21 protein-coding genes, 2 pseudogenes and 1 other annotated feature are annotated in these 22431 nt (G+C 49.4%); of the genes and pseudogenes, 10 read left to right on the top strand and 13 right to left on the bottom strand.

Annotated features, from left to right (window positions below; all coding sequences use genetic code 11):
• Window positions 1–71 precede the first annotated feature (71 nt).
• Window positions 72–806 carry a flagellar brake protein YcgR gene (gene ycgR / locus QUF14_RS07425; RefSeq protein WP_000020180.1) on the top strand — a complete coding sequence of 245 codons (735 nt, stop codon included), beginning with the start codon at window positions 72–74 and terminating at the stop codon, window positions 804–806.
• 1 nt (window position 807) lies between these two features.
• Here ycgR and emtA read toward each other — a convergent pair whose 3' ends face one another.
• Window positions 808–1419, bottom strand: coding sequence for a membrane-bound lytic murein transglycosylase EmtA (gene emtA / locus QUF14_RS07420; protein ID WP_001295616.1), 612 nt, complete (start codon window positions 1417–1419; stop codon window positions 808–810).
• A 99-nt stretch (window positions 1420–1518) separates the two neighbouring features.
• On the opposite strand from emtA, the gene ldcA reads away from it, so the two are divergent.
• Together ldcA and QUF14_RS07410 are read left to right on the top strand one after the other, a co-directional pair.
• Window positions 1519–2433 carry a muramoyltetrapeptide carboxypeptidase gene (gene ldcA / locus QUF14_RS07415; RefSeq protein WP_000051585.1) on the top strand — a complete coding sequence of 305 codons (915 nt, stop codon included), beginning with the start codon at window positions 1519–1521 and terminating at the stop codon, window positions 2431–2433.
• A 94-nt stretch (window positions 2434–2527) separates the two neighbouring features.
• Window positions 2528–4198, top strand: a pseudogene (locus QUF14_RS07410) (potassium/proton antiporter); the annotation flags it as partial.
• Here the strand turns inward: QUF14_RS07410 and QUF14_RS29000 are convergent.
• From QUF14_RS29000 to QUF14_RS07400, 3 genes are all read right to left on the bottom strand, one after another.
• The gene (locus QUF14_RS29000) at window positions 4136–4324 is read right to left on the bottom strand and encodes a hypothetical protein (protein WP_420106936.1); all 189 of its coding nucleotides are present in this window, start codon (window positions 4322–4324) and stop codon (window positions 4136–4138) included. The pseudogene QUF14_RS07410 and the gene QUF14_RS29000 sit on opposite strands and share 63 nt — an antisense overlap.
• 53 nt (window positions 4325–4377) lie before the next feature.
• Window positions 4378–4785 (bottom strand): hypothetical protein, encoded by a 408-nt coding sequence (locus QUF14_RS07405; RefSeq protein ID WP_186269286.1) that lies wholly within the window; start codon window positions 4783–4785, stop codon window positions 4378–4380.
• 360 nt (window positions 4786–5145) lie between these two features.
• Window positions 5146–6359 (bottom strand): IS3 family transposase gene (locus QUF14_RS07400; RefSeq protein ID WP_371829233.1). Its coding sequence is split into 2 segments (ribosomal slippage): window positions 5146–6071 and window positions 6071–6359, totalling 1215 coding nucleotides; the frame shifts between segments, so codons are not numbered across the junction.
• Window positions 5962–6078, bottom strand: a sequence feature (AL1L pseudoknot). It overlaps the preceding gene by 117 nt.
• A 52-nt stretch (window positions 6360–6411) precedes the next feature.
• Here QUF14_RS07400 and QUF14_RS07395 point away from each other — a divergent pair.
• Window positions 6412–7650: pseudogene (locus QUF14_RS07395) on the top strand (leucine-rich repeat domain-containing protein); the annotation flags it as partial.
• A 167-nt stretch (window positions 7651–7817) separates the two neighbouring features.
• Here QUF14_RS07395 and dadX read toward each other — a convergent pair.
• Entirely contained in the window at window positions 7818–8888 is a 1071-nt protein-coding gene (gene dadX / locus QUF14_RS07390) for a catabolic alanine racemase DadX (RefSeq protein WP_000197855.1), read from the bottom strand.
• Between the two features lie 9 nt (window positions 8889–8897).
• Entirely contained in the window at window positions 8898–10196 is a 1299-nt protein-coding gene (gene dadA, locus QUF14_RS07385) for a D-amino acid dehydrogenase (protein ID WP_001266908.1), read from the bottom strand.
• 329 nt (window positions 10197–10525) lie between these two features.
• Between dadA and QUF14_RS07380 the strand changes: the two genes are divergently transcribed.
• Complete coding sequence (locus QUF14_RS07380) at window positions 10526–12058, top strand: SpoVR family protein (RefSeq protein WP_100733976.1); 1533 nt, start codon at window positions 10526–10528, stop codon at window positions 12056–12058.
• A gap of 51 nt (window positions 12059–12109) precedes the next feature.
• Here QUF14_RS07380 and fadR read toward each other — a convergent pair whose 3' ends face one another.
• Window positions 12110–12829, bottom strand: a complete 720-nt coding sequence (gene fadR, locus QUF14_RS07375) for a fatty acid metabolism transcriptional regulator FadR (protein WP_000234823.1) — start codon at window positions 12827–12829, stop codon at window positions 12110–12112.
• Window positions 12830–13051: 222 nt separating this feature from the next.
• Between fadR and nhaB the strand changes: the two genes are divergently transcribed.
• Together nhaB and dsbB are read left to right on the top strand one after the other, a co-directional pair.
• Window positions 13052–14593: a Na(+)/H(+) antiporter NhaB gene (nhaB, locus tag QUF14_RS07370; RefSeq protein ID WP_000406370.1), complete on the top strand. Its 1542-nt coding sequence runs from the start codon at window positions 13052–13054 to the stop codon at window positions 14591–14593.
• Window positions 14594–14738: 145 nt separating this feature from the next.
• Window positions 14739–15269 (top strand): disulfide bond formation protein DsbB, encoded by a 531-nt coding sequence (gene dsbB, locus QUF14_RS07365; protein WP_000943444.1) that lies wholly within the window; start codon window positions 14739–14741, stop codon window positions 15267–15269.
• A gap of 44 nt (window positions 15270–15313) precedes the next feature.
• Here dsbB and umuC read toward each other — a convergent pair whose 3' ends face one another.
• The gene (gene umuC / locus QUF14_RS07360; RefSeq protein WP_000457601.1) at window positions 15314–16582 is read right to left on the bottom strand and encodes a DNA polymerase V catalytic protein; all 1269 of its coding nucleotides are present in this window, start codon (window positions 16580–16582) and stop codon (window positions 15314–15316) included.
• On the bottom strand, window positions 16582–17001 hold the full coding sequence (locus tag QUF14_RS07355; RefSeq protein WP_000897378.1) for a translesion error-prone DNA polymerase V autoproteolytic subunit: 420 nt from the start codon (window positions 16999–17001) through the stop codon (window positions 16582–16584). Before QUF14_RS07355 ends, umuC begins: the two co-directional genes overlap by 1 nt.
• Window positions 17002–17372: 371 nt before the next feature.
• Here QUF14_RS07355 and hlyE point away from each other — a divergent pair, with 371 nt between their 5' ends.
• Complete coding sequence (hlyE, locus tag QUF14_RS07350) at window positions 17373–18284, top strand: hemolysin HlyE (protein ID WP_100733978.1); 912 nt, start codon at window positions 17373–17375, stop codon at window positions 18282–18284.
• Window positions 18285–18490: 206 nt separating this feature from the next.
• Here the strand turns inward: hlyE and ycgN are convergent, their stop codons facing one another.
• From ycgN to QUF14_RS07335, 3 genes are all read right to left on the bottom strand, one after another.
• Window positions 18491–18937 carry a cysteine cluster protein YcgN gene (ycgN, locus tag QUF14_RS07345; RefSeq protein WP_001306825.1) on the bottom strand — a complete coding sequence of 149 codons (447 nt, stop codon included), beginning with the start codon at window positions 18935–18937 and terminating at the stop codon, window positions 18491–18493.
• Window positions 18938–19028: 91 nt separating this feature from the next.
• Window positions 19029–19688 (bottom strand): fumarylacetoacetate hydrolase family protein, encoded by a 660-nt coding sequence (locus QUF14_RS07340; protein ID WP_000284282.1) that lies wholly within the window; start codon window positions 19686–19688, stop codon window positions 19029–19031.
• Window positions 19689–19758: 70 nt separating this feature from the next.
• Window positions 19759–20052, bottom strand: a complete 294-nt coding sequence (locus QUF14_RS07335; RefSeq protein ID WP_001355235.1) for a YcgL domain-containing protein — start codon at window positions 20050–20052, stop codon at window positions 19759–19761.
• A 239-nt stretch (window positions 20053–20291) separates the two neighbouring features.
• Between QUF14_RS07335 and pliG the strand changes: the two genes are divergently transcribed.
• Complete coding sequence (gene pliG / locus QUF14_RS07330) at window positions 20292–20693, top strand: g-type lysoyme inhibitor PliG (protein WP_000695225.1); 402 nt, start codon at window positions 20292–20294, stop codon at window positions 20691–20693.
• Window positions 20694–20836: 143 nt separating this feature from the next.
• Here the strand turns inward: pliG and QUF14_RS07325 are convergent, their stop codons facing one another.
• The gene (locus QUF14_RS07325; RefSeq protein WP_001057310.1) at window positions 20837–21205 is read right to left on the bottom strand and encodes a YcgJ family protein; all 369 of its coding nucleotides are present in this window, start codon (window positions 21203–21205) and stop codon (window positions 20837–20839) included.
• Window positions 21206–21724: 519 nt separating this feature from the next.
• Here QUF14_RS07325 and minC point away from each other — a divergent pair.
• On the top strand, window positions 21725–22420 hold the full coding sequence (gene minC, locus QUF14_RS07320; RefSeq protein WP_001355234.1) for a septum site-determining protein MinC: 696 nt from the start codon (window positions 21725–21727) through the stop codon (window positions 22418–22420).
• The last annotated feature ends 11 nt before the right edge of the window (window positions 22421–22431 follow it).

The following is a 22431-nucleotide window of genomic DNA, read 5'->3' as shown; positions in this document are numbered from 1 at the left end:
GCATTTGTATTAAGTTTTGTTAACTGTGACCGATAAACCTAAGACAGTTTGTCAGTCAGGAGTTTTTCCGCGTGAGTCATTACCATGAGCAGTTCCTGAAACAAAATCCGTTAGCCGTCCTGGGCGTGTTACGCGATTTGAACAAAGCCGCAATTCCTTTGCGTATCAGCTGGAATGGCGGGCAGCTGATCAGCAAAATACTGGTAATAACCCCGGATAAACTGGTGCTGGATTTCGGCAGCCAGGCCGAAGATAACAACGCCGTGCTAAAGGCGCAGCACATTACCATTACCGCCGAAACTCAGGGTGCGAAAGTCGAGTTTACTGTTGAACAACTACAGCAGAGTGAATACTTGCAGCTTCCGGCATTTATTACCGTACCACCTCCCACCTTGTGGTTTGTACAACGACGCCGATATTTCCGCATCTCCGCCCCACTCCATCCGCCTTATTTTTGCCAGACCAAACTGGCGGATAACAGTACATTACGTTTCCGCCTGTATGATTTGTCGTTAGGCGGCATGGGCGCATTACTGGAAACGGCAAAGCCTGCCGGATTGCACGAAGGCATGCGCTTCGCTCAGATTGAAGTCAACATGGGGCAATGGGGTGTTTTTCACTTTGACGCCCAGTTAATCTCAATCAGCGAGCGCAAAGTGATTGATGGCAAGAATAAAACCATCACCACTCCCCGTCTGAGCTTCCGTTTTCTTAACGTCAGCCCGACGGTGGAGCGGCAATTACAGCGGATTATTTTCTCTCTCGAGCGGGAAGCCCGGGAGAAAGCGGCCAAAGTGCGCGACTGATTTACATCGCGTCCAGTGCCTGCTCAAGTTTGTAGATATAGCGCGGAGCCTGCGGCGCAGGATGATTTCGCGCTACGTGATCGAGGAACTCGTCAGCATCCAGATCGTTGATTTTGCTGATCGCCTTTTTCCGATCTGACGAGAAAGTCCGTAGCAGCGCACCTGCCCCGTTAGCATATGACACCACCAGCGCATATTGCAGTACCTTCGGATCTTCAATGCCTGCCAGCGGGCCGGTTTCCAGAATATTCAGGTAAGCCGCGCCCATTGAAATATTACGTTCTGGATTTTTCAGCTCGCTGGTCGTCGGCTCACCGCTCCAGCCCATACGGCGATAAACATCACGTCCGGAGGTTGAAGCTTTTAACTGCATCAAACCAATGGCATTCGATTTACTCACCGCGTTCGGATTACCACCCGATTCGATAGCGATAATCGCCGTGATCAATTGTGGATCGACGCCCCAGGCTGCACCGGCTTTCTGGCTTATTGGCATCCACTGCATCGCACGTTGCACCGGAACTTTCGCGTTCCACGGCGGGTTCGTGTAGTCATGCTTTGATGAACAACCCGCTAATAATACAATCAAAAAGGCAAACCATCTTAATTTCACTTCTTCTATCCTTATAGCCTGGAATCGCCGTTGAGGTGACAACGGCACACCTAAGCGGCATGATATACATTTCGTTTCTGTTGTCAGCAAGGAATTGCCATGTCTCTGTTTCACTTAATAGCCCCATCGGGTTACTGCATAAAACAACACGATGCGCTGCGTGGTATCCAGCGCCTTACCGACGCGGGGCATCAGGTCAATAACGTCGAGGTTATTGCCCGTCGTTGTGAGCGCTTTGCGGGTACGGAAACGGAGCGTCTGGAAGATCTCAATTCCCTTGCCAGACTAACTACCCCCAACACTATCGTGCTGGCTGTACGCGGTGGTTACGGTGCCAGTCGTTTACTGGCGGATATTGACTGGCAGGCACTGGCGGCTCGCCAACAACATGACCCGTTGCTCATTTGCGGACATAGCGATTTTACCGCCATTCAGTGCGGTCTTCTGGCGCAAGGCAATGTCATCACTTTTAGCGGCCCCATGCTGGTAGCAAACTTTGGCGCGGATGAACTAAACGCCTTTACCGAGCACCATTTCTGGCTGGCGTTACGCAATGAAACGTTCACCCTTGAATGGCAAGGGGAAGGCCCGACATGTCAGACTGAAGGCATGTTGTGGGGAGGCAATCTTGCGATGCTCATTTCACTGATCGGCACACCATGGATGCCACAAATTGAGAATGGTATTCTGGTGCTGGAAGATATTAACGAGCACCCTTTCCGCGTCGAACGTATGCTATTGCAGCTCTATCATGCGGGAATTTTGCCCCGTCAGAAGGCGATTATTCTCGGTAGCTTTAGCGGCAGCACGCCCAATGATTATGACGCAGGTTACAACCTGGAGTCTGTGTACGCGTTTTTGCGTTCCCGCCTGTCGATTCCACTTATCACCGGCCTCGATTTTGGTCATGAACAACGAACGGTTACGCTGCCATTGGGCGCACATGCCATACTTAATAACACCCAGGAAGGCACACAGTTGACGATTAGCGGTCATCCTGTTCTTAAAATGTAAAAAAATCACGCTTCAGGGCTAAGTAAAACGCTGTCTCTGCCGCTAATATGGTAGGGTTTATATAAGAGACAGCGTAATCAGGAGTAACCGACCGTTGGATGCCACAACAATAATTAGCCTTTTCATCTTAGGATCCATCCTTGTCACCAGCAGTATTTTACTTAGTTCATTTTCTTCCCGTCTTGGCATTCCTATTCTGGTTATTTTCCTGGCGATCGGCATGCTGGCAGGAGTCGATGGCGTCGGCGGTATCCCGTTTGATAATTATCCCTTCGCCTACATGGTAAGTAACCTGGCGCTGGCGATTATTTTGCTCGACGGCGGGATGCGCACTCAGGCCAGTTCCTTTCGTGTGGCGTTAGGACCGGCGCTGTCGCTGGCGACGCTGGGCGTGCTTATCACCTCTGGTTTAACCGGCATGATGGCGGCGTGGCTGTTTAATCTTGATTTGATCGAAGGTTTATTAATCGGCGCTATCGTCGGCTCCACCGATGCTGCGGCGGTCTTTTCTTTACTGGGTGGTAAGGGGCTTAATGAACGTGTTGGCTCGACGCTGGAGATAGAGTCCGGCAGTAATGACCCAATGGCGGTCTTTCTGACGATAACCCTGATTGCGATGATCCAGCATCATGAAAGCAGTATCAGCTGGATGTTCGTGGTCGATATTCTGCAGCAATTTGGCCTCGGGATTGTCATCGGTCTTGGCGGTGGTTATTTACTGCTGCAAATGATTAATCGCATCGCCCTGCCCGCCGGTTTATATCCATTGCTGGCATTAAGCGGCGGTATTTTAATTTTTGCTTTAACCACGGCGCTGGAAGGCAGCGGTATTCTGGCTGTTTATCTGTGCGGTTTTCTGCTGGGTAATCGTCCAATTCGCAACCGCTACGGCATTCTGCAAAATTTCGACGGCCTTGCCTGGCTGGCACAAATCGCCATGTTCCTGGTGCTGGGGCTGTTGGTTAACCCAAGCGATCTGCTGCCTATTGCCATTCCGGCGCTCATTTTGTCCGCATGGATGATATTCTTCGCTCGTCCTCTTTCGGTATTTGCCGGATTGCTACCGTTCCGTGGTTTTAATCTGCGTGAGCGCGTGTTTATCAGCTGGGTGGGATTACGCGGCGCGGTGCCAATCATCCTGGCCGTGTTCCCGATGATGGCGGGGCTGGAGAATGCGCGACTGTTCTTTAATGTCGCCTTCTTTGTGGTTCTGGTTTCACTGCTCTTGCAGGGAACATCACTCTCATGGGCGGCGAAAAAAGCTAAAGTGGTCGTTCCACCAGTGGGGCGTCCGGTGTCACGCGTTGGCCTGGATATTCATCCGGAAAATCCATGGGAGCAGTTTGTTTATCAGTTGAGTGCCGATAAATGGTGTGTAGGTGCGGCACTGCGCGATCTGCATATGCCAAAAGAGACGCGTATTGCGGCACTGTTTCGTGATAATCAATTGCTTCATCCCACCGGCAGCACCCGACTACGCGAAGGTGATGTGTTGTGTGTAATTGGTCGGGAACGCGATCTCCCGGCACTCGGTAAACTGTTTAGCCAGTCGCCGCCGGTCGCGTTGGATCAACGCTTCTTTGGTGACTTCATTCTCGAAGCCAGTGCCAAATATGCTGATGTGGCGCTGATATATGGCCTGGAAGATGGGCGAGAATATCGCGATAAGCAGCAAACGCTGGGTGAAATTGTCCAGCAGTTGTTAGGCGCGGCACCGGTTGTCGGTGACCAGGTAGAGTTTGCCGGGATGATCTGGACGGTGGCCGAGAAAGAAGATAATGAAGTGTTGAAGATTGGCGTACGGGTGGCTGAAGAGGAAGCTGAATCTTAAATTTAATGCAGCATCTATCCCCGGATGCGATGCTTTGCACAACGCAGCCTGAGCCTGCATATAAACTTGTCATTTCCTGATTTTGATATGCTCATACCAACATCAGAAGAAGGTTAAATTATGGATGACAAACCATGCAGGCTCTGGCTAATAAATTCAAAACACCGGCTCAAGAAAGTCAGCGTAAGGGCTTCTTCTGACTGCAACAGGTGAAGAATAACCAGCCCCGCATTACCGGTATACCCGTCAACCATCAGGGGCCCCTGCCTGGCATCGCCCGAAAATATTCCCCCACACATCCTGCCGCGCTGAAATAGCCCATAGAGAACCAATACGCGTATCAGACTGCCCTGTATCTGTAGTGGCGTTTCATCCGCCTGTAACACCGGATAAATGAGCGATTTCTTATAGTTATTCTTTTGCTTAATAACGATTATTTCCGGGTCGTTCGCTCTCGTATTTTCTTTAATACGTCTACGCTGCCTGGGCCGTAATAAAACTTGTTCAGATCTGTTACGCATGTACCAGACCCGACACGGCATTTCTGACCCGGGAAAAGTCAACGATGAGTCGTTATATCAGCGCAAATGACGTTTTGTGGCACCTTTGCGGTGACCACATTCACGTCTTCGGCGCTGCCAGAGGATATTTATTTCAAGGATGCATAGCATTATGGCCAGCATTAAAGACATACGCCTATTCGCCCCATCTTCCTATAACACAGGCGTACACCCGTCAGGGCGGCGCTTACTGACGGTGGAATTCAAGAATCATCTTTTGCGGAACATGCAGTATCTCGGCCCGCAAAAATTTCGCTGGGGTGATGCCCCCCAGAGGATTGAACCGCCCCGGGTTTCCTGGAGAGTGTTTTATCTGTGAACTCAGGCTGCCAGATCATTGTTTCCGATGGAAGCATAATAAGCTTTTTCTGCTTCTGCCGGAGGAGTATGGCCCAGCCTTCCCAGCAATCGTCGATTGTTATACCAGTCCACCCACGTTAGTGTGGCCAGTTCCACTTCTGCACGGTTTTTCCAGCTCTTACGGTGTATTACCTCCGCTTTGTAAAGACCATTGATGCTCTCAGCCATCGCGTTGTCATACGAGTCGCCTGTACTCCCTGTTGATGCCAGTAATCCGGCTTCTTTTAGTCGCTCCGTATAGGCCAGTGACACATACTGAGAGCCTTTATCGCTGTGATGGATGGTGCCAGACGGACGACGGGCCCACAACGCCTGCTCCAGCGCATCCAGCACGAATGTCGTTTCCATAGACGATGAGACCCGCCACCCCACGATGTATCCGGCAAACACATCAATGATAAACGCCACATAGACGAAGCCCTGCCATGTGCTGACGTAAGTAAAATCAGCCACCCACAGCTGGTCAGGACGTTCTGCCACGAACTGACGGTTTACGCGGTCACCTGTGGCAACGGTTTTCCGGCTGACGGTAGTGCGGACCTTTTTACCCCGGAGAACACCGGCAAGTCCCATAACCGCCATGAGGCGCGCCACTGTACATCTGGCCACCCTGATTCCTTCCCGTAACAACTGACGCCAGACTTTACGCACACCGTACACCTGATGATTTTCATCGTATACGCGCTGTATCTCTCTCTTCAGCCAGTCATCGTGCTGCGCACGGGCACTGCGTTTATCCGGATGATGTCGCTGTTGCTGACAATGGTAATACGTTGACGGGGCAATATGCAGTTCGCTGCATACCGGTCCGACCCCGTACTGCTCACGCAGCTTATCCAGCAGTGGCATCATTTTTTCCAGAGGCGGTCGAACTCCGCCTTCGCAAAATAAGCGGAAGCCTGGCGAAGGATATCGTTACTGCGGCGCAGTTCACGATTTTCACGTTCCAGCTCTTTCAGACGCTGACGTTCAGCGCTGGTGAGCCCACCATCACCGCCCCCGGTATCCCGCTCATGCTGGCGAACCCAGACACGCAGAGTCTCCGGCGTACAGCCAATCTTTGGGGCAATGGAACAAATTGCCGCCCACTGTGAGTCATATTCATCCTGACTTTCCAGAACCATACGAATCGCCCGCTGACGGACTTCGGGGGAAAAACGAGTATTTTTAGTCATCCTGTTTACCTCTTTCTCAGGGAGTTTAGTCTCCAGGATTTCCGGGGCGGTTCAGATCATTGACCTCAGTAACGCGGACAAAGTGAAAATACAGATGGAAAACAATATTACCATCACGTTGGAGGCCTCTCCGGATCCGCAATATAACGAGTTCAGGTTGGTCGCCGAATGGTGCACATGGGCTATACAGCAAGATGGTCTGCAAGAAAACCTGCACGAAACTCTGAAAGAAACCCAGCAAGAAATCCTGCAAAAAAAAGTGCCAGAAATATCACAAGAAGACGTGAAAGAAATCCTGAAAAATATCCTGGAAGAAAACCTGCCAGCAAACCGAACTGAAAACCGGGCAGAGGCATTGCGCAGAATGAAGGAATGTCTCATAAATAGACAAATTATGCTCAATCTTAGCGACCTTGGATTGACCTCACTCCCTGAAAATTTGCCTCCACTTCTGATGAAATTTTACTGCAATAATAACGTGTTGTCCGCGTTACCGAAGATGTTGCCGAAGGAACTGAGGGTGCTTGAGTGTATGGATAACGTTTTGATCTTGTTACCAAAGGTGCAGCCCCCGAAACTGATGATACTGAAGTGCTGTGAAAACTATATTATCTGGCTACCTGAGCTGTCGCCTAACCTGAGAGTGATTGACTGTTCTGAGAACTCATTGCAATTTTTACCGCCGTCGATGCCTCAGTACCTGTATACACTGCGCTGTGCTGACAACTGTATTAGCTTCATACCTGATGAGATGCTGGAGAGCCTGACTCGCCTGAAAGTATTTGACTGTTCTAGTAACGATTTGATCTCTGCACCACGGCTGCCGCCCAAGCTAATAATATACTACTGTGGTCACAACCAGTTTAAAACGATACCGGTGCCGCAGCCCCGTAGCCTGAAGTTGTTTGACTGTAACAGTAACCCTTGGGACACAGACAATTTGCCGACGCTGCTCAAAGCCGTTGAGGGCCTGAAAAAACAGGAAGGCCTGTCGGACCTTTTAGACTTTTTGCGCAAGGAAGGCCAGTTTGACCTGGAGGGACTCGAGGAGCTGGAGGACCTGATGGCTCTGGAGCACCTGGAGGATCCGGTACTCCTGGAGCGCGTGAAGGTACAGGAGGACCTGGAGCTACTGGATCAGCAGTTGGGCCTGTTGAGTCTGGAAAGACAACAGGACTCGCAGCCTGTTAATCAACATTCTGAACATGAACCCGAATCTGCATTAAGGGTAAAGCGTGATTTATCTGAAGTCGAGTTCGAGTCAACAATGAAGCGTAAGCGTTTTATGTAGAACGCCTGTGCGGTGAGCTCAGGTTCCGGGGAAATAGTGTCCATCATTTTAATGGGCACTATCATGGAAAATGGCTCTGTCACATTAACAGCGAAAGTTGCTGACCAGCCGGATGGATGATTTTTTTGCAACCAGAAGACACTGCCTCCGATCCGGCTTACAACAAGTTACACCGTCACAACCGGGACCCGTAACGCCAGCGCGCACATCAACTCATAACCCACGGTTCCGGCAGCGGCGGCAACATCATCAATTTTGATCTCCTTGCCCCACAGCTCAACCGGTGTACCAATACCCGCCTGCGGGCAAGGCGTTAAATCGACCGCCAGCATATCCATCGAGACTGTCCCCACCGTCATGGTACGCACGCCGTCGACTAAAACAGGTGTACCGGTAGGCGCGTGGCGCGGATAACCGTCGGCGTATCCTGCGGCAACAATGCCGATTCGTTGCTCATCGCGCGCAGCATAGCGACCGCCATAGCCCACACGCTCACCCGCTTTTAGCGTCTGGACACCAATAATCTCACTGCTTAGCGTCATTACCGGACGTAATCCGGTATTGGCGATATCGCGCCACTGACCCGACGGCGAAGCACCATACAAAATAATGCCAGGCCGAACCCAGTCAAAATGCGCTTCCGGATGCCACAGAGTCGCCGCCGAATTGGACAATGAACGCCGACATTCCAGCCCTTCCGCCGCCTGCTCAATACGCGCCATTGCGCCGGCAATCCCATCAGGATGCTCCGCCTCGGCAAAATGCGACATCAGAGTCATTTCGCCAACATTCGCCATCGCCCGCAGCTGCTGCCAGACGGTAAGCACACGATCGGGCTGGAAGCCCAACCGATTCATCCCACTGTTCACTTTAAGATAAATATCCAACGGCGCTTTTAGCCGCGCATTTTGCAGTGCTTTGAGCTGCCAGTTGCTGTGGACGCAGGTGGTCAGGCGGTACTGGTCATAAATCTCCAGATCCTGTGCATGGAAAAAACCCTCCAGCATCAGGATCGGTCCTTTCCAGCCGCGCTCACGTAACGTTATTGCCTCTTCCAGATTAAGTAATGCAAAGCCATCGGTGGCCCCTAGCGCGCTCCAGATACGCTCAATACCGTGCCCGTAAGCATTCGCTTTTACCACCGACCAGACACGCGCGTGCGGCGCGGCTTGCCGGACAATGGAAAGATTCTGTTTTAATGCCTGCAGATCGAGGCTGGCCTGTATCGGACGGGTCATCTCGTTTCCTTAGCTGTGCGCGCCATGTAAATGGCCCGGGCGTGATGGCGTAAATCCACGGCTGTAGCGTGCTACGCTTAAATCCTCATACGGGATCGCTGGCGTACGGCCAGAGAGCAGATCGCTTAACAACTGACCGGAACCGCAAGCCATCGTCCAGCCGAGCGTACCGTGACCGGTATTCAGCCACAGATTTTTAAAGCGTGTACGCCCCACAACCGGCGTACCGTCTGGCGTCATCGGGCGCAGACCAGTCCAGAATGTGGCCTGCTCGACATGACCGCCGCGTGGATAGAGATCGCGAACCACCATTTCCAGCGTTTCACGACGTGGCTGCAACAGCTCGGTGTTAAAGCCAACAATTTCCGCCATTCCACCAACGCGAATGCGGTTATCGAAACGAGTAATGGCGATTTTATAGGTTTCATCAAGAATGGTGGACACCGGCGCGCCATCTTCTTGCGCAATCGGAATGGTCAGCGAGTAGCCTTTCAGCGGATAGACCGGAATATCAACAATGCCTTTAAGCATCGCCGTCGAATAAGAACCAAACGCCATCACATACGCATCGGCCTTAATCACTTCATCGCCACACTTCACGCCATAGATCTGCTCGCCGTCGCAAAGCAGTTGGTCAACGGGCGTATTAAAGCGGAATTTAACCCCCGCCTGCTCCGCCATCCGCGCCAGATTCTGGGTAAACAGCTGGCAGTCTCCGGTTTCGTCATTGGGCAGTTGCAGACCACCCGTCAGTTTGTGCGCTACTTCTGCCAGCGCGGGCTCCACTTCCGCCAGGCGGCTGGATTCCAGCAGTTGATACGGTACGCCAGCATCTTCCAGCACGGCGATATCGCGGGTCGCATTTTCATACTGTTGTTCGGTACGGAACAGTTGCAGCGTCCCACCCTGACGCCCTTCATACTGAATATTGGTTTCGGCGCGCAATGCTTTCAGGCAATCACGGCTGTATTCCGCCAGACGCACCATCCGTCCTTTGTTTTCCATGTAGTGGCTGGTGTCGCAGTTACGTAACATTTGCCACATCCATTTCAACTGGAACTGCGTACCGTCGAGACGAACCGCCAGCGGCGCATGGCGCTGGAACATCCATTTAATCGCTTTTAAAGGCACACCTGGTGCCGCCCACGGTGCAGCATATCCGGGAGAGATTTGCCCGGCATTCGCGGCACTGGTTTCCAGGGCTGCCCCCGGCTCCCGATCAATGACGGTGACCTCATGTCCTGCCTGATTTAAGTACCAGGCGCTGGCAACGCCTACCACACCACTTCCCAGTATGACAACTCGCATAGCCACTCCGATAACGGTAGATACAGTAAAAGAATAATAATCTAATTACATCTTGATAACTCAGTTGAAAATATTATTCAACATACGGCTTTTTTATGGTGAGCTGGCTCACATCTCCCTGACTCTGCGGCAATATGGCGTCTTTAGTATCTCCTGCTGAACGCCCTTTTTATCCAGCATAAAATTCCGTTCAGAAGCGGATTAGTGGCACTCTGATAATAAGAAATCGCAAAGAAAAAAATTCTTCGGCGACGCGGTTTTTAACAGGTGTTCTATGCTTGAAATGAGGTGCTCCACACAGAGAGCGCCGACAACAATGAGGTGCGCGTATGGCGACGATCGATTCTATGAATAAGGACACCACACGTTTGAGCGATGGACCCGACTGGACGTTCGACCTGCTGGATGTTTATCTGGCAGAGATAGACCGGGTGGCGAAACTCTATCGGCTGGATACCTACCCGCACCAGATTGAAGTGATAACCTCAGAACAGATGATGGATGCCTACTCCAGCGTCGGCATGCCAATTAACTATCCGCACTGGTCATTCGGTAAAAAGTTTATCGAGACTGAACGGCTGTATAAGCACGGTCAGCAAGGACTGGCCTATGAAATCGTCATTAACTCTAACCCGTGTATCGCTTACCTGATGGAAGAAAACACCATTACCATGCAAGCGCTGGTGATGGCACATGCCTGCTATGGGCATAACTCTTTCTTCAAAAACAATTACTTATTCCGTAGCTGGACCGACGCCAGTTCGATTGTCGATTATCTGATTTTTGCCCGTAAATATATTACCGAGTGCGAAGAACGTTATGGCGTTGATGAAGTAGAACGGCTTCTTGACTCCTGTCATGCGCTAATGAACTACGGCGTGGACCGCTACAAACGCCCGCAAAAAATCTCGTTGCAAGAAGAGAAAGCCCGGCAGAAAAGTCGCGAAGAATATCTGCAAAGTCAGGTTAATATGCTCTGGCGTACCCTGCCGAAGCGCGAGGAAGAGAAAACGGTTGCTGAAGCGCGCCGCTATCCGCCCGAGCCACAAGAAAACCTGCTCTATTTTATGGAGAAAAATGCACCCCTGCTGGAATCATGGCAGCGTGAAATTCTGCGTATTGTGCGTAAGGTGAGCCAGTATTTTTATCCGCAAAAACAGACTCAGGTAATGAACGAAGGCTGGGCGACCTTCTGGCACTACACCATCCTTAATCATCTGTATGATGAAGGGAAAGTGACGGAACGTTTTATGCTGGAGTTTTTGCACAGCCACACCAATGTGGTTTTCCAGCCGCCCTATAACAGCCCGTGGTACAGCGGAATAAACCCGTATGCGCTTGGTTTCGCCATGTTCCAGGATATTAAACGGATTTGTCAGTCGCCGACGGAAGAAGACAAATACTGGTTCCCGGATATCGCCGGTTCTGACTGGCTGGAAACATTGCATTTTGCGATGCGTGATTTCAAAGATGAGAGTTTTATCAGCCAGTTCCTGTCACCGAAAGTGATGCGTGATTTCCGCTTCTTCACCGTGCTGGATGACGATCGGCATAATTATCTGGAGATTTCCGCTATTCATAATGAAGAAGGTTATCGGGAGATCCGTAACCGGTTATCGTCGCAATATAATTTAAGTAATCTGGAGCCGAATATTCAGATCTGGAACGTGGATTTGCGCGGCGACCGTTCGCTGACGCTGCGTTACATTCCACATAATCGCGCACCGCTGGATCGGGGGCGCAAAGAAGTGCTGAAGCATGTGCATCGCCTGTGGGGATTTGATGTGATGCTGGAACAGCAAAACGAAGACGGCAGCGTCGAGTTGCTGGAACGTTGCCCGCCGAGAATGGGAAATCTGTAAAAACAACAAAAAACCCCTCGTTTGAGGGGTTTGCTTTTTAAACGGAAGGGATTATCGCCCCTGAATGGCTAAATCACCCGGCAGATTTTTCTGCATCCGGTGCCAAATCTCGCCGCTCTCATGCCCATAGCGACGCACTGTTTCGTATACCTGATCGTGTGCGCCTTCACTGCACAACGCCGACAGTTTGTGGTAGAAGCCCAGCGCCAGACTGCGCGCTTCCGGATTGGCGAAATAGTGACGACCAATGCGCGTATACAGCCCTTTCATCCCGTTAAGGATCAGACCGTAAATCGGGTTGCCGGAAGCAAACGCCAGACCGCGGAATATGTTGTAATCCAGCTCGGCAAAGGCATCGGCGTGATCGGCCACTTCATTAGCGGTAGCCAGCACTTCCTGCGCTTTATCGGGATGCTGACGAAACGCGGTGCGAATAAAAATAGTGGAAATATTGGTACGCACCGACAGCAAATTATCAATAAGCTGCGGCACACTTTCGTGATCCAGTCGCGCCAGGGTTTCAAGGATATTTAAACCGGAAGTTTCCCAGAAATTATTCACCTTCGTCGGCTTGCCATGTTGAATGGTCAACCAGCCATCTCGTGCCAGACGCTGTAACACTTCACGTAACGTAGTACGCGTTACGCCAATTAATTCTGAAAGTTCACGTTCTGCGGGCAAAATAGTCCCGGGAGGGAAGCGGTTATTCCAGATACTTTCAATAATGTACTCTTCCGCGAAACCCGCCGGGCTTTGCGCCTTAATGACCATAGTGAGATTTCCATAACACAGCAAAACAAAGTTGGACTCATCATACCAGAGGGCTATCTACGCTGATAGCACACAAAAAGAAGAAAAAAGGGATCAAGGCTTCATTTTCTACATCTCTTTTCTCCAGACCATCAACACTTGCCTCGATCCCCTCCTGACCGTTAAGCTTTGCGTTCTAAGATAAAAACATCATTGATTATTTCTAAGGTAAGGGAAACCATCATGGAGATCTCCTGGGGCCGTGCCCTATGGCGCAACTTTTTGGGCCAGTCCCCCGACTGGTACAAACTCGCCCTCATTATTTTCTTAATTCTTAATCCGTTAATTTTCATCATCAGCCCCTTTGTTGCCGGTTGGCTGCTGGTGGCGGAATTTATTTTCACTCTGGCGATGGCCCTCAAATGCTATCCGCTGCTCCCCGGTGGTCTGTTGGCTATCGAAGCGGTATTCATCGGCATGACCAGCGCGGAACATGTTCGTGAAGAGGTGGCGGCGAATCTTGAAGTCTTGTTGTTACTGATGTTTATGGTGGCGGGTATCTATTTTATGAAACAGCTGTTGCTGTTCATATTTACCCGTTTGCTGCTAAGCATTCGCTCCAAAATGCTGCTGTCGCTCTCTTTTTGCATGGCGGCGGCGTTCCTCTCCGCGTTCCTCGATGCCTTAACCGTCGTGGCGGTGGTGATCAGCGTTGCCGTCGGTTTTTATGGTATTTATCATCGCGTTGCCTCTTCCCGTACCGAAGATACCGACCTGCAAGACGATAGTCATATCGACAAGCATTACAAAGTGGTTCTGGAACAGTTCCGTGGCTTTCTGCGCAGCCTGATGATGCATGCAGGTGTCGGCACCGCATTAGGCGGCGTGATGACCATGGTGGGCGAACCACAGAACTTGATCATCGCTAAAGCGGCTGGCTGGCATTTTGGCGATTTCTTCCTGCGCATGTCGCCGGTGACCGTTCCAGTTCTGATTTGTGGCCTGTTGACCTGCCTGCTGGTGGAGAAGCTACGTTGGTTTGGCTACGGCGAAACGCTGCCGGAGAAAGTCCGCGAAGTGCTGCAACAGTTTGACGATCAAAGTCGCCACCAGCGTACCCGTCAGGATAAAATTCGTCTGATTGTCCAGGCGATTATCGGCGTCTGGCTGGTCACCGCGCTGGCGTTGCATCTGGCGGAGGTTGGCCTGATTGGTTTGTCGGTCATTATTCTGGCTACATCATTGACTGGTGTCACTGATGAACATGCTATCGGTAAAGCCTTCACCGAATCTCTGCCATTCACCGCACTGTTGACTGTCTTTTTCTCGGTCGTCGCGGTAATTATTGATCAGCAACTGTTCTCACCAATTATTCATTTTGTCCTACAGGCATCGGAGCACGCCCAGCTGTCGTTGTTCTATATTTTTAACGGCCTGCTGTCATCTATTTCGGATAATGTCTTCGTGGGAACGATCTATATCAACGAAGCAAAGGCAGCCATGGAGAGTGGCGTTATCACACTGAAGCAATATGAACTTCTGGCCGTCGCCATTAACACCGGGACCAACCTCCCCTCCGTCGCGACGCCGAATGGCCAGGCGGCGTTCTTGTTCCTGCTGACCTCCGCACTCGCGCCATTGATTCGTCTCTCTTATGGTCGCATGGTATGGATGGCTCTTCCCTACACCCTCGTACTGACGGTTGTCGGGTTACTCTGTGTTGAGTTTACGCTTGCCCCTGTAACCGAATGGTTTATGCAGATGGGCTGGATAGCAACGCTTTGATAACAACTTACCGGGCATATAAATGCCCGGTTTGCCTTTTCGCCCGATAATTGTCCAATTACCTCCTATTTTTGCTGCCTCCTGGTGGCGCAGCGAATGAATTGGTTTAAACTGCGCACTCTATGCATATTGCAGGGAAATGATTATGTTGCGATTTTTGAATCAATGTTCACAAGGTCGGGGCGCGTGGCTGTTGATGGCGTTTACCGCTCTGGCACTGGAACTGACGGCGCTGTGGTTCCAGCATGTGATGTTACTGAAACCTTGCGTGCTCTGTATTTATGAACGCTGCGCATTATTCGGCATTCTGGGTGCTGCGCTGATTGGCGCGATCGCCCCGAAAACTCCGCTGCGTTATGTAGCGATGATTATCTGGTTGTATAGTGCGTTCCGCGGTGTGCAGTTAACTTACGAGCACACCATGCTTCAGCTCTATCCTTCGCCGTTTGCGACCTGTGATTTTATGGTTCGTTTCCCTGACTGGCTGCCGCTGGATAAATGGGTGCCGCAAGTGTTTGTCGCCTCTGGCGATTGCGCCGAGCGTCAGTGGGAATTTTTAGGTCTGGAAATGCCGCAGTGGCTGCTCGGTATTTTTATCGCTTACCTGATTGTCGCGGTGCTGGTGGTGATTTCCCAGCCGTTTAAAGCGAAAAAACGTGACCTGTTCGGTCGCTAATCCATTTGGCGCTCCTGCGGGAGCGCTTTTTGCTACCGCTATGTTCATTTGACCCGCAGTAAATCCGTACTTCGTGTTGTATAACGTGGTGAAAGCATGGCACGCTTCATCTGCCATTGTTGCTGGATCCCCTGCCCGGCAAAATAGAGTGTTCCTCTGCCCTCTTTAGCATTTAGCGAATCCATTACCGCCATCAATTGCTCACTCCCGGGGCGCGGTGCGTTGTCATCGAATAAATTGAGCTGCGCGACTCCCTGACTGAAGAAATCCCCCAGCATCACGCCCGCTTTTTGGTAGCGATGGCCCGCTTGCCAGATGGCATCCAGAGATCGCGTAGCGGCGTTAATGATATCCCTGCTGTCCTGAGTGGGCGTCAGCAGTTTTACCGACGCGCTATTGCCGTAATAAGGTTCATTGAGCGCAAATGGTGACGTCTTAATAAACGTGGAAATAAACCGACAATATTGATGCTCACTGCGAAGTTTTTCCGCCGCCCGGGCAGCGTAACTACAAATGGCCTGCCGCATCGACGTATAATCCGTGATGCGTTCACCAAACGAACGGGAACAGATAATTTCCTGCTTTGTCGGTGCAAACTCTTCCAGTTGCAAACAGGGTTCACCGCGCAGTTCACGCACCGTTCTTTCGAGCACGACATTAAAATGTTTACGGATAAACCGGATATCTGTATCCGCCAAATCGAGAACGGTTTTGATCCCCATCGCGTCCAGTTTTTTGCTGATCCGCCGTCCAATCCCCCAGACTTCATCCACGGGGAGAGCAGACATTAATTTACGCTGGCGTTCCAGATTTGATAAATCCACCACCCCACCCGTCTGCCGCTGCCATTTTTTTGCCGCATGATTGGCAAGCTTAGCCAGCGTTTTGGTCTGGGCGATACCCACACCAACAGTAAGATGGGTACGTTGTAGCACCTTTGCGCGAATTTCTCTGCCAAAATCAGTCAGATCGCGACAATTACGCACACCGGTCAGATCGCAGAATGCCTCATCAATACTGTAAATCTCGACGCGGGGCGATAGCTCTTCCAGCGTCGACATCACCCGATTGCTCATATCGGCGTAAAGCTCATAGTTACTGCTAAAGCAAACCACGCCACAGCGGCGAAACAGATCTTTTTGTTTGAACCAGGGATCGCCCATTTTAACGCCCAGCGCCTTTGCCTCAGCGTTTCGGGCGATAACGCAACCGTCATTATTCGATAGCACAACCACCGGTTTACCCCATAAATCAGGGCGAAACACCGTCTCACAGCTGGCATAAAAAGCGTTTACATCACAGAGGGCAAACATCAGCGCATCGCCTTAACGACGTGGATCACCACACCAAAGACATCCAGCGTATCTTCGCTACTGATGGTAATGGGTGAATATGCACTGTTCATGGGAATAAGCTGCACAGTCGGGCGTAGTTGCAATTTTTTCACCGTAAACTCGCCGTCAACAGCAGCGATGACAATATCACCATGGCTGGCGGTAATAGCGCTATCGACAATCAGTAAATCACCGTCACTAATCCCACCGTCAATCATAGAATCACCACTTGCTTTGACGAAGTAAGTCGCGCTGGGATGCTGGATCAACAGTTGATTCAGATCGATGCGCTGTTCAACGTAATCTGCGGCCGGTGAAGGAAAGCCACACTGAACAAGATCGCTAAATAGCGGAAAAGTCACAATTTCGCGGAGATCCGCAGGCTTGATAAACAACATAATAATCTGCCTGAAGTTATACTGTTTTTATATACAGTAGTCTGTTCTTGCCAGCAGATCAATACTGATTCAGGCTATCAATATTTGTCGCTGCATAGACTGCTGATTTTTCGTTCTCTTATCCTGTGCTCACGCGGCCTTCTGGCGACGACGCTCATCCAGCAGAAATGAAAAATATCACCCGGCTAAAAATAGAATAGAAGCATTCGCCATAATGACATTAAACATTGTTTGATATTTATCATATTAATATAAATAAAGACATTGACGCATCTCACCCGGCTAACTATGAATTAGATGAAGTAAAATTCATTAATAGTTGTAAAACAGGAGTTTCATTACAATTTATATATTTAAAGAGGCGAATGATTATGACTGAAATCGTTGCAGATAAAACGGTAGAGGTAGTTAAAAACGCAATCGAAACCGCAGATGGAGCATTAGACCTTTATAATAAATATCTCGATCAGGTCATCCCCTGGCAGACCTTCGATGAAACCATAAAAGAGCTAAGTCGCTTTAAACAGGAGTATTCACAGGCAGCCTCCGTTTTAGTTGGCGATATTAAAACCTTACTTATGGATAGCCAGGATAAGTATTTTGAAGCAACCCAAACGGTGTATGAATGGTGTGGTGTTGCGACGCAATTGCTCGCAGCATATATTTTGCTATTTGATGAGTACAATGAGAAGAAAGCATCCGCCCAGAAAGACATTCTCATTAAGGTACTGGATGACGGCATCACGAAGCTGAATGAAGCGCAAAAATCTCTGCTGGTAAGCTCACAAAGTTTCAACAACGCTTCCGGAAAACTGCTGGCGTTAGATAGCCAGTTAACCAATGATTTTTCAGAAAAAAGCAGCTATTTCCAGTCACAGGTAGATAAAATCAGGAAAGAAGCGTATGCCGGTGCCACAGCCGGTGTCGTCGCCGGTCCATTTGGATTAATCATTTCCTATTCTATTGCTGCGGGCGTAGTTGAAGGGAAACTGATTCCAGAATTGAAGAACAAGTTAAAATCTGTGCAGAGTTTCTTTACCACCCTGTCTAACACGGTTAAACAAGCGAATAAAGATATCGATGCTGCCAAATTGAAATTAACCACCGAAATAGCCGCCATCGGGGAGATAAAAACGGAAACTGAAACAACCAGATTCTACGTTGATTATGATGATTTAATGCTTTCTTTGCTAAAAGAAGCGGCAAAAAAAATGATTAACACCTGTAATGAGTATCAGAAAAGACACGGTAAGAAGACACTCTTTGAGGTACCTGAAGCCTGATAAGCGATTATTCTCTCCATGTACTCAAGGTATAAAGTTTATCACATTTAAAAATACAGACGTTTTTTAAAGATTGAGAGTTACCTGTTAATAATAAGGTATCGGGTAACTCTCATTATGATAGAGCGCTTTCAAAAACAGGGCTACGAAATGGCGAGCATCCAGACGTATATTAAGAAAGCCCCCATCAACATCTATTAAATTTATCACTGCGCCCAGTCAGGTTTATTTAAGATATGATCCTGCCAGTCAATCACTTCTGATTCTTTCACTGCGATATGACGCACAGAGATACGTTCGCCATGCATTGCCGCTTTCGAACCAGTAAGCAGCGGATGCCACGCAGGTAAATCTTTACCTTCCGCCAGCAAGCGATAAGCGCAAGTCATTGGCAACCATTCGAATGTTGGCAGATTTTCACGGGTTAGTTTAATGCAGTCGGGTTCAAACTCGAAACGACGCTCGTAGTTCCGACATTGACAGGTTTTAATATTGAGCTGGCGACAGGCGACGTTAGTGAAGTAGATTTCGTCGGTGTCTTCGTCCATTAGTTTATGCAGACAACACTGACCGCAACCATCACACAACGACTCCCATTCCGCATCGCTCATTTCGTCCAGGGTTTTACTTTGCCAGAAAGGTACATCGCTCATCAGGTGTTCCGCCATTACGTTAAAACGCACCTTATAACCAGTCTGGCACAGCGATGCAAGTTTTGCCGCCGCTTTCAGGCGGCAAAAAGTATTACAAAACGCGAGTTGTCAAAGAATGTCCATCGAAAGTAACCGTCAGCTCATCACCGCTTTGCAAGGGGCCGACGCCATCAGGCGTGCCTGTCAGCACAACGTCACCGGCCTTGAGGGTAAAAAACTTGCTCATATAAGCGATCAGCGGAACGATTTTATGGATCATGTCCGCAGTCGTACCTTGCTGGCGTTGTTCGCCGTTGACGCTCAGGCCCAGCACTGTATTTTGCGGATCGCCGGTGAATTCCGCCGCTGGAATAAACCCGGATAGCGGACAAGAGTTATCAAACGCTTTGGCCTTTTCCCACGGCTGCCCGGCTTTCTTCATTTTTCCCTGAACATCACGCAATGTCAGATCGAGCGCCACGCCGTAACCGGCAATTGCTTTGCGGACATGCTCTTCCGTAGCCTGACGTAGCGTCGCGCCAATCAACACCGCTAGTTCGACTTCATGATGAACTGAACCGAAATCGGATGGGATCGCCAATGGCTGCCGCAGATCGCACAGTGCCGTCTCTGGTTTAATAAACAGCACTGGCTCTTCGGGCACTGCACTGCCCATCTCTTTAATATGTTTGGCATAGTTACTGCCAACACAGACTACTTTACTCACCGGATAATCCAGCAGCGCACCTTGCCAGTTGTGATGTTGATACATAACGTTCCCCTCACTTATCGTGGATATGAAAACCCGCGCCGACAAAGATAATGCCACCGCCGGATATCGGTTATTTGTTAGTGTCGTCTGTTTTCTGCCCCATTATGGAAAGATGTTGCTTCAGCAAATCTTCGGGGGGTGGCGGTAACTGCAGATAGTAACCTTGCTCGGTTAATGCCAGTTTAACCTTCTCAATATCGGCATTGACCAATTTCTTCCGCCCATCCAGCGGCAGAATCATCGCTAACTGAGGCTGACCAAAACCTTTCATCAGTTCCTCAGGAACACGCGAAAAATCGTCTTTTTTTTCGACATATAAATAGGTCTGGTCACGCTTGCTGCTTCGATAAATCACACAAAACATACATTTACTCTTTAAAATGCCAGGTTTTGGCATAAGCTAACATCAATGAAACCCGCGCCACAAGCCAGCCAGCTGTAGATTTCTGCGGTTTGTTCAATCCATGCGCCCTTTATAAGTAATCCCCGGCAAGAATACCGCACCAGGATTTTACCGAATACAGGAAAGCCACTGGAATTCCCCCGTAAGGAATTGTTATATTATAACAGTTCATCGTACTCATTCTGAACAGGAGACTACCTATGAAAATCAAGAGCATCAGTAAGGGTGTATTGCTGCTTGCACTGCTAACCTCTACGAGCTTTGCTGCAGGTAAGAATGTCAATGTTGAGTTCAGAAAAGGTCATAGCAGCGCTCAGTACTCCGGCGAAATAAAGGGATATGATTACGATACATATACCTTCTATGCCAAAAAAGGCCAGAAAGTGCATGTGAGTATCTCTAATGAAGGCGCTGATACTTACCTCTTCGGACCAGGGATCGATGATTCTGTTGATTTATCCAGATATTCCCCAGAACTCGATAGTCACGGACAATACGCACTCCCAGCTTCTGGCAAATATGAGCTGCGTGTGCTGCAAACTCGAAATGACGCCCGTAAAAACAAAACTAAAAAATATAACGTTGATATTCAAATTAAGTAAATGTCAATCGACGGGGACTCTCCCCGTCATAAACGTTATCGCCCCCACGCCTCTCTGTCGCTCAAGAGGTTAATGACGAATATAAAGAAGGCTATGCGACGACGAGCGGAAAATACAGAATAGAACATAATGTAAACAAGACATCACTCACGACACATAAATAACATCTTTGTGGTGGTTTGATTGATTTTCCCACTCCGCTGACCATCCATACCAAAATAACGATCATCACGACATAATTTTTCTTTAACATCGCAAAATACACCGTTAGAGAATGTAAATTGGCTGGGATCGTAGCCTTCTACTGATTGCAAGTTATCCGCAGCTTTTTCACCGAGATATTTCCTTGTTAACTCAGGGGAAATGCCATCTAAGTCAACACAAATATACGGGTCGCAAACAACGCCACACGCCGGCGATTGAAGTCCGCCGGCGTCATTTCCAGACGCCATTGATGAGAACATCATCCCCACACCTGACAATCCAATATAAAAAATACGCCTCATATTCATAGCACATCCTGAGAAACCAACCGTACAACACTTATGCTCATTTCATCATCAACTCATAATCAAAACCGCTGACCTGGACGAGTTACGATGACCTGACAGAAGCATCAGACATCTTCTGCGGATTCTATGATAGAGCAATTCTTCAGCTGATATTAAGATAAAGGTGGCCGTCTTTTAATGGCGTTGAAAGAAATGGAAAGTTAAGAAAGCTTAGCGATGGTGAAAAAATACGCTTGCCTCAACACTGGATATTTAAACAGTTCTCATGAGATTGTCACGATTAGAGTGCAGAAAAAGGAAGGGTAATTAAGAACAATCAAAAGTACGACGGCAATAGGTTGATTGACAAGGGTATTTTTTAAGCTATGAATCAGCGCCATTTATCACAGAATAGACTTTTACTCTGAATAAATGGGAGGGTGACTTGCCTCAATATAATCCAGACTATAACATGCCTTATAGTCTTCGGAACATCATCGCGCGCTGGCGATGATTAATAGCTAATTGAGTAAGGCCAGGATGTCAAACACGCCAATCGAGCTTAAAGGCAGTAGCTTCACTTTATCTGTGGTTCATCTGCATGAGGCAGAACCTAAGGTTATTCATCAGGCGCTGGAAGACAAAATCGCTCAGGCCCCCGCATTTTTAAAACATGCCCCTGTTGTACTCAACGTCAGTGCACTTGAAGACCCGGTAAACTGGTCAGCGATGCATAAGGCTGTTTCGGCAACCGGTTTGCGGGTTATTGGCGTAAGTGGCTGCAAAGATGCGCAACTTAAAGCCGAAATTGAAAAGATGGGGCTGCCTATCCTGACGGAAGGAAAGGAAAAAGCGCCGCGTCCAGCTCCCGCACCGCAGGCTCCAGCGCAAAATACAACGTCGGTCACAAAAACGCGTTTAATAGATACCCCGGTGCGTTCCGGTCAGCGTATTTATGCTCCACAATGTGATCTGATTGTTACAAGCCACGTTAGCGCTGGGGCCGAATTGATTGCCGATGGTAACATTCATGTTTATGGCATGATGCGCGGTCGTGCGCTGGCAGGGGCAAGTGGTGACCGGGAAACGCAAATATTTTGTACGAACCTGATGGCGGAACTGGTGTCCATCGCAGGTGAATACTGGCTGAGTGATCAAATCCCAGCAGAATTTTATGGCAAAGCAGCGCGACTACAGTTAGTCGAAAACGCTTTGACCGTTCAACCGTTAAATTGATCCCTTTTTAA

The sequence above is a fragment of the Escherichia sp. HH091_1A genome (assembly GCF_030295175.1).
GTDB classification, from domain to species: Bacteria; Pseudomonadota; Gammaproteobacteria; order Enterobacterales; family Enterobacteriaceae; genus Escherichia; species Escherichia coli_F.
Note: the sequence above shows the minus strand (reverse complement) of the source record. Positions and strands in the feature narration are given on the sequence as shown.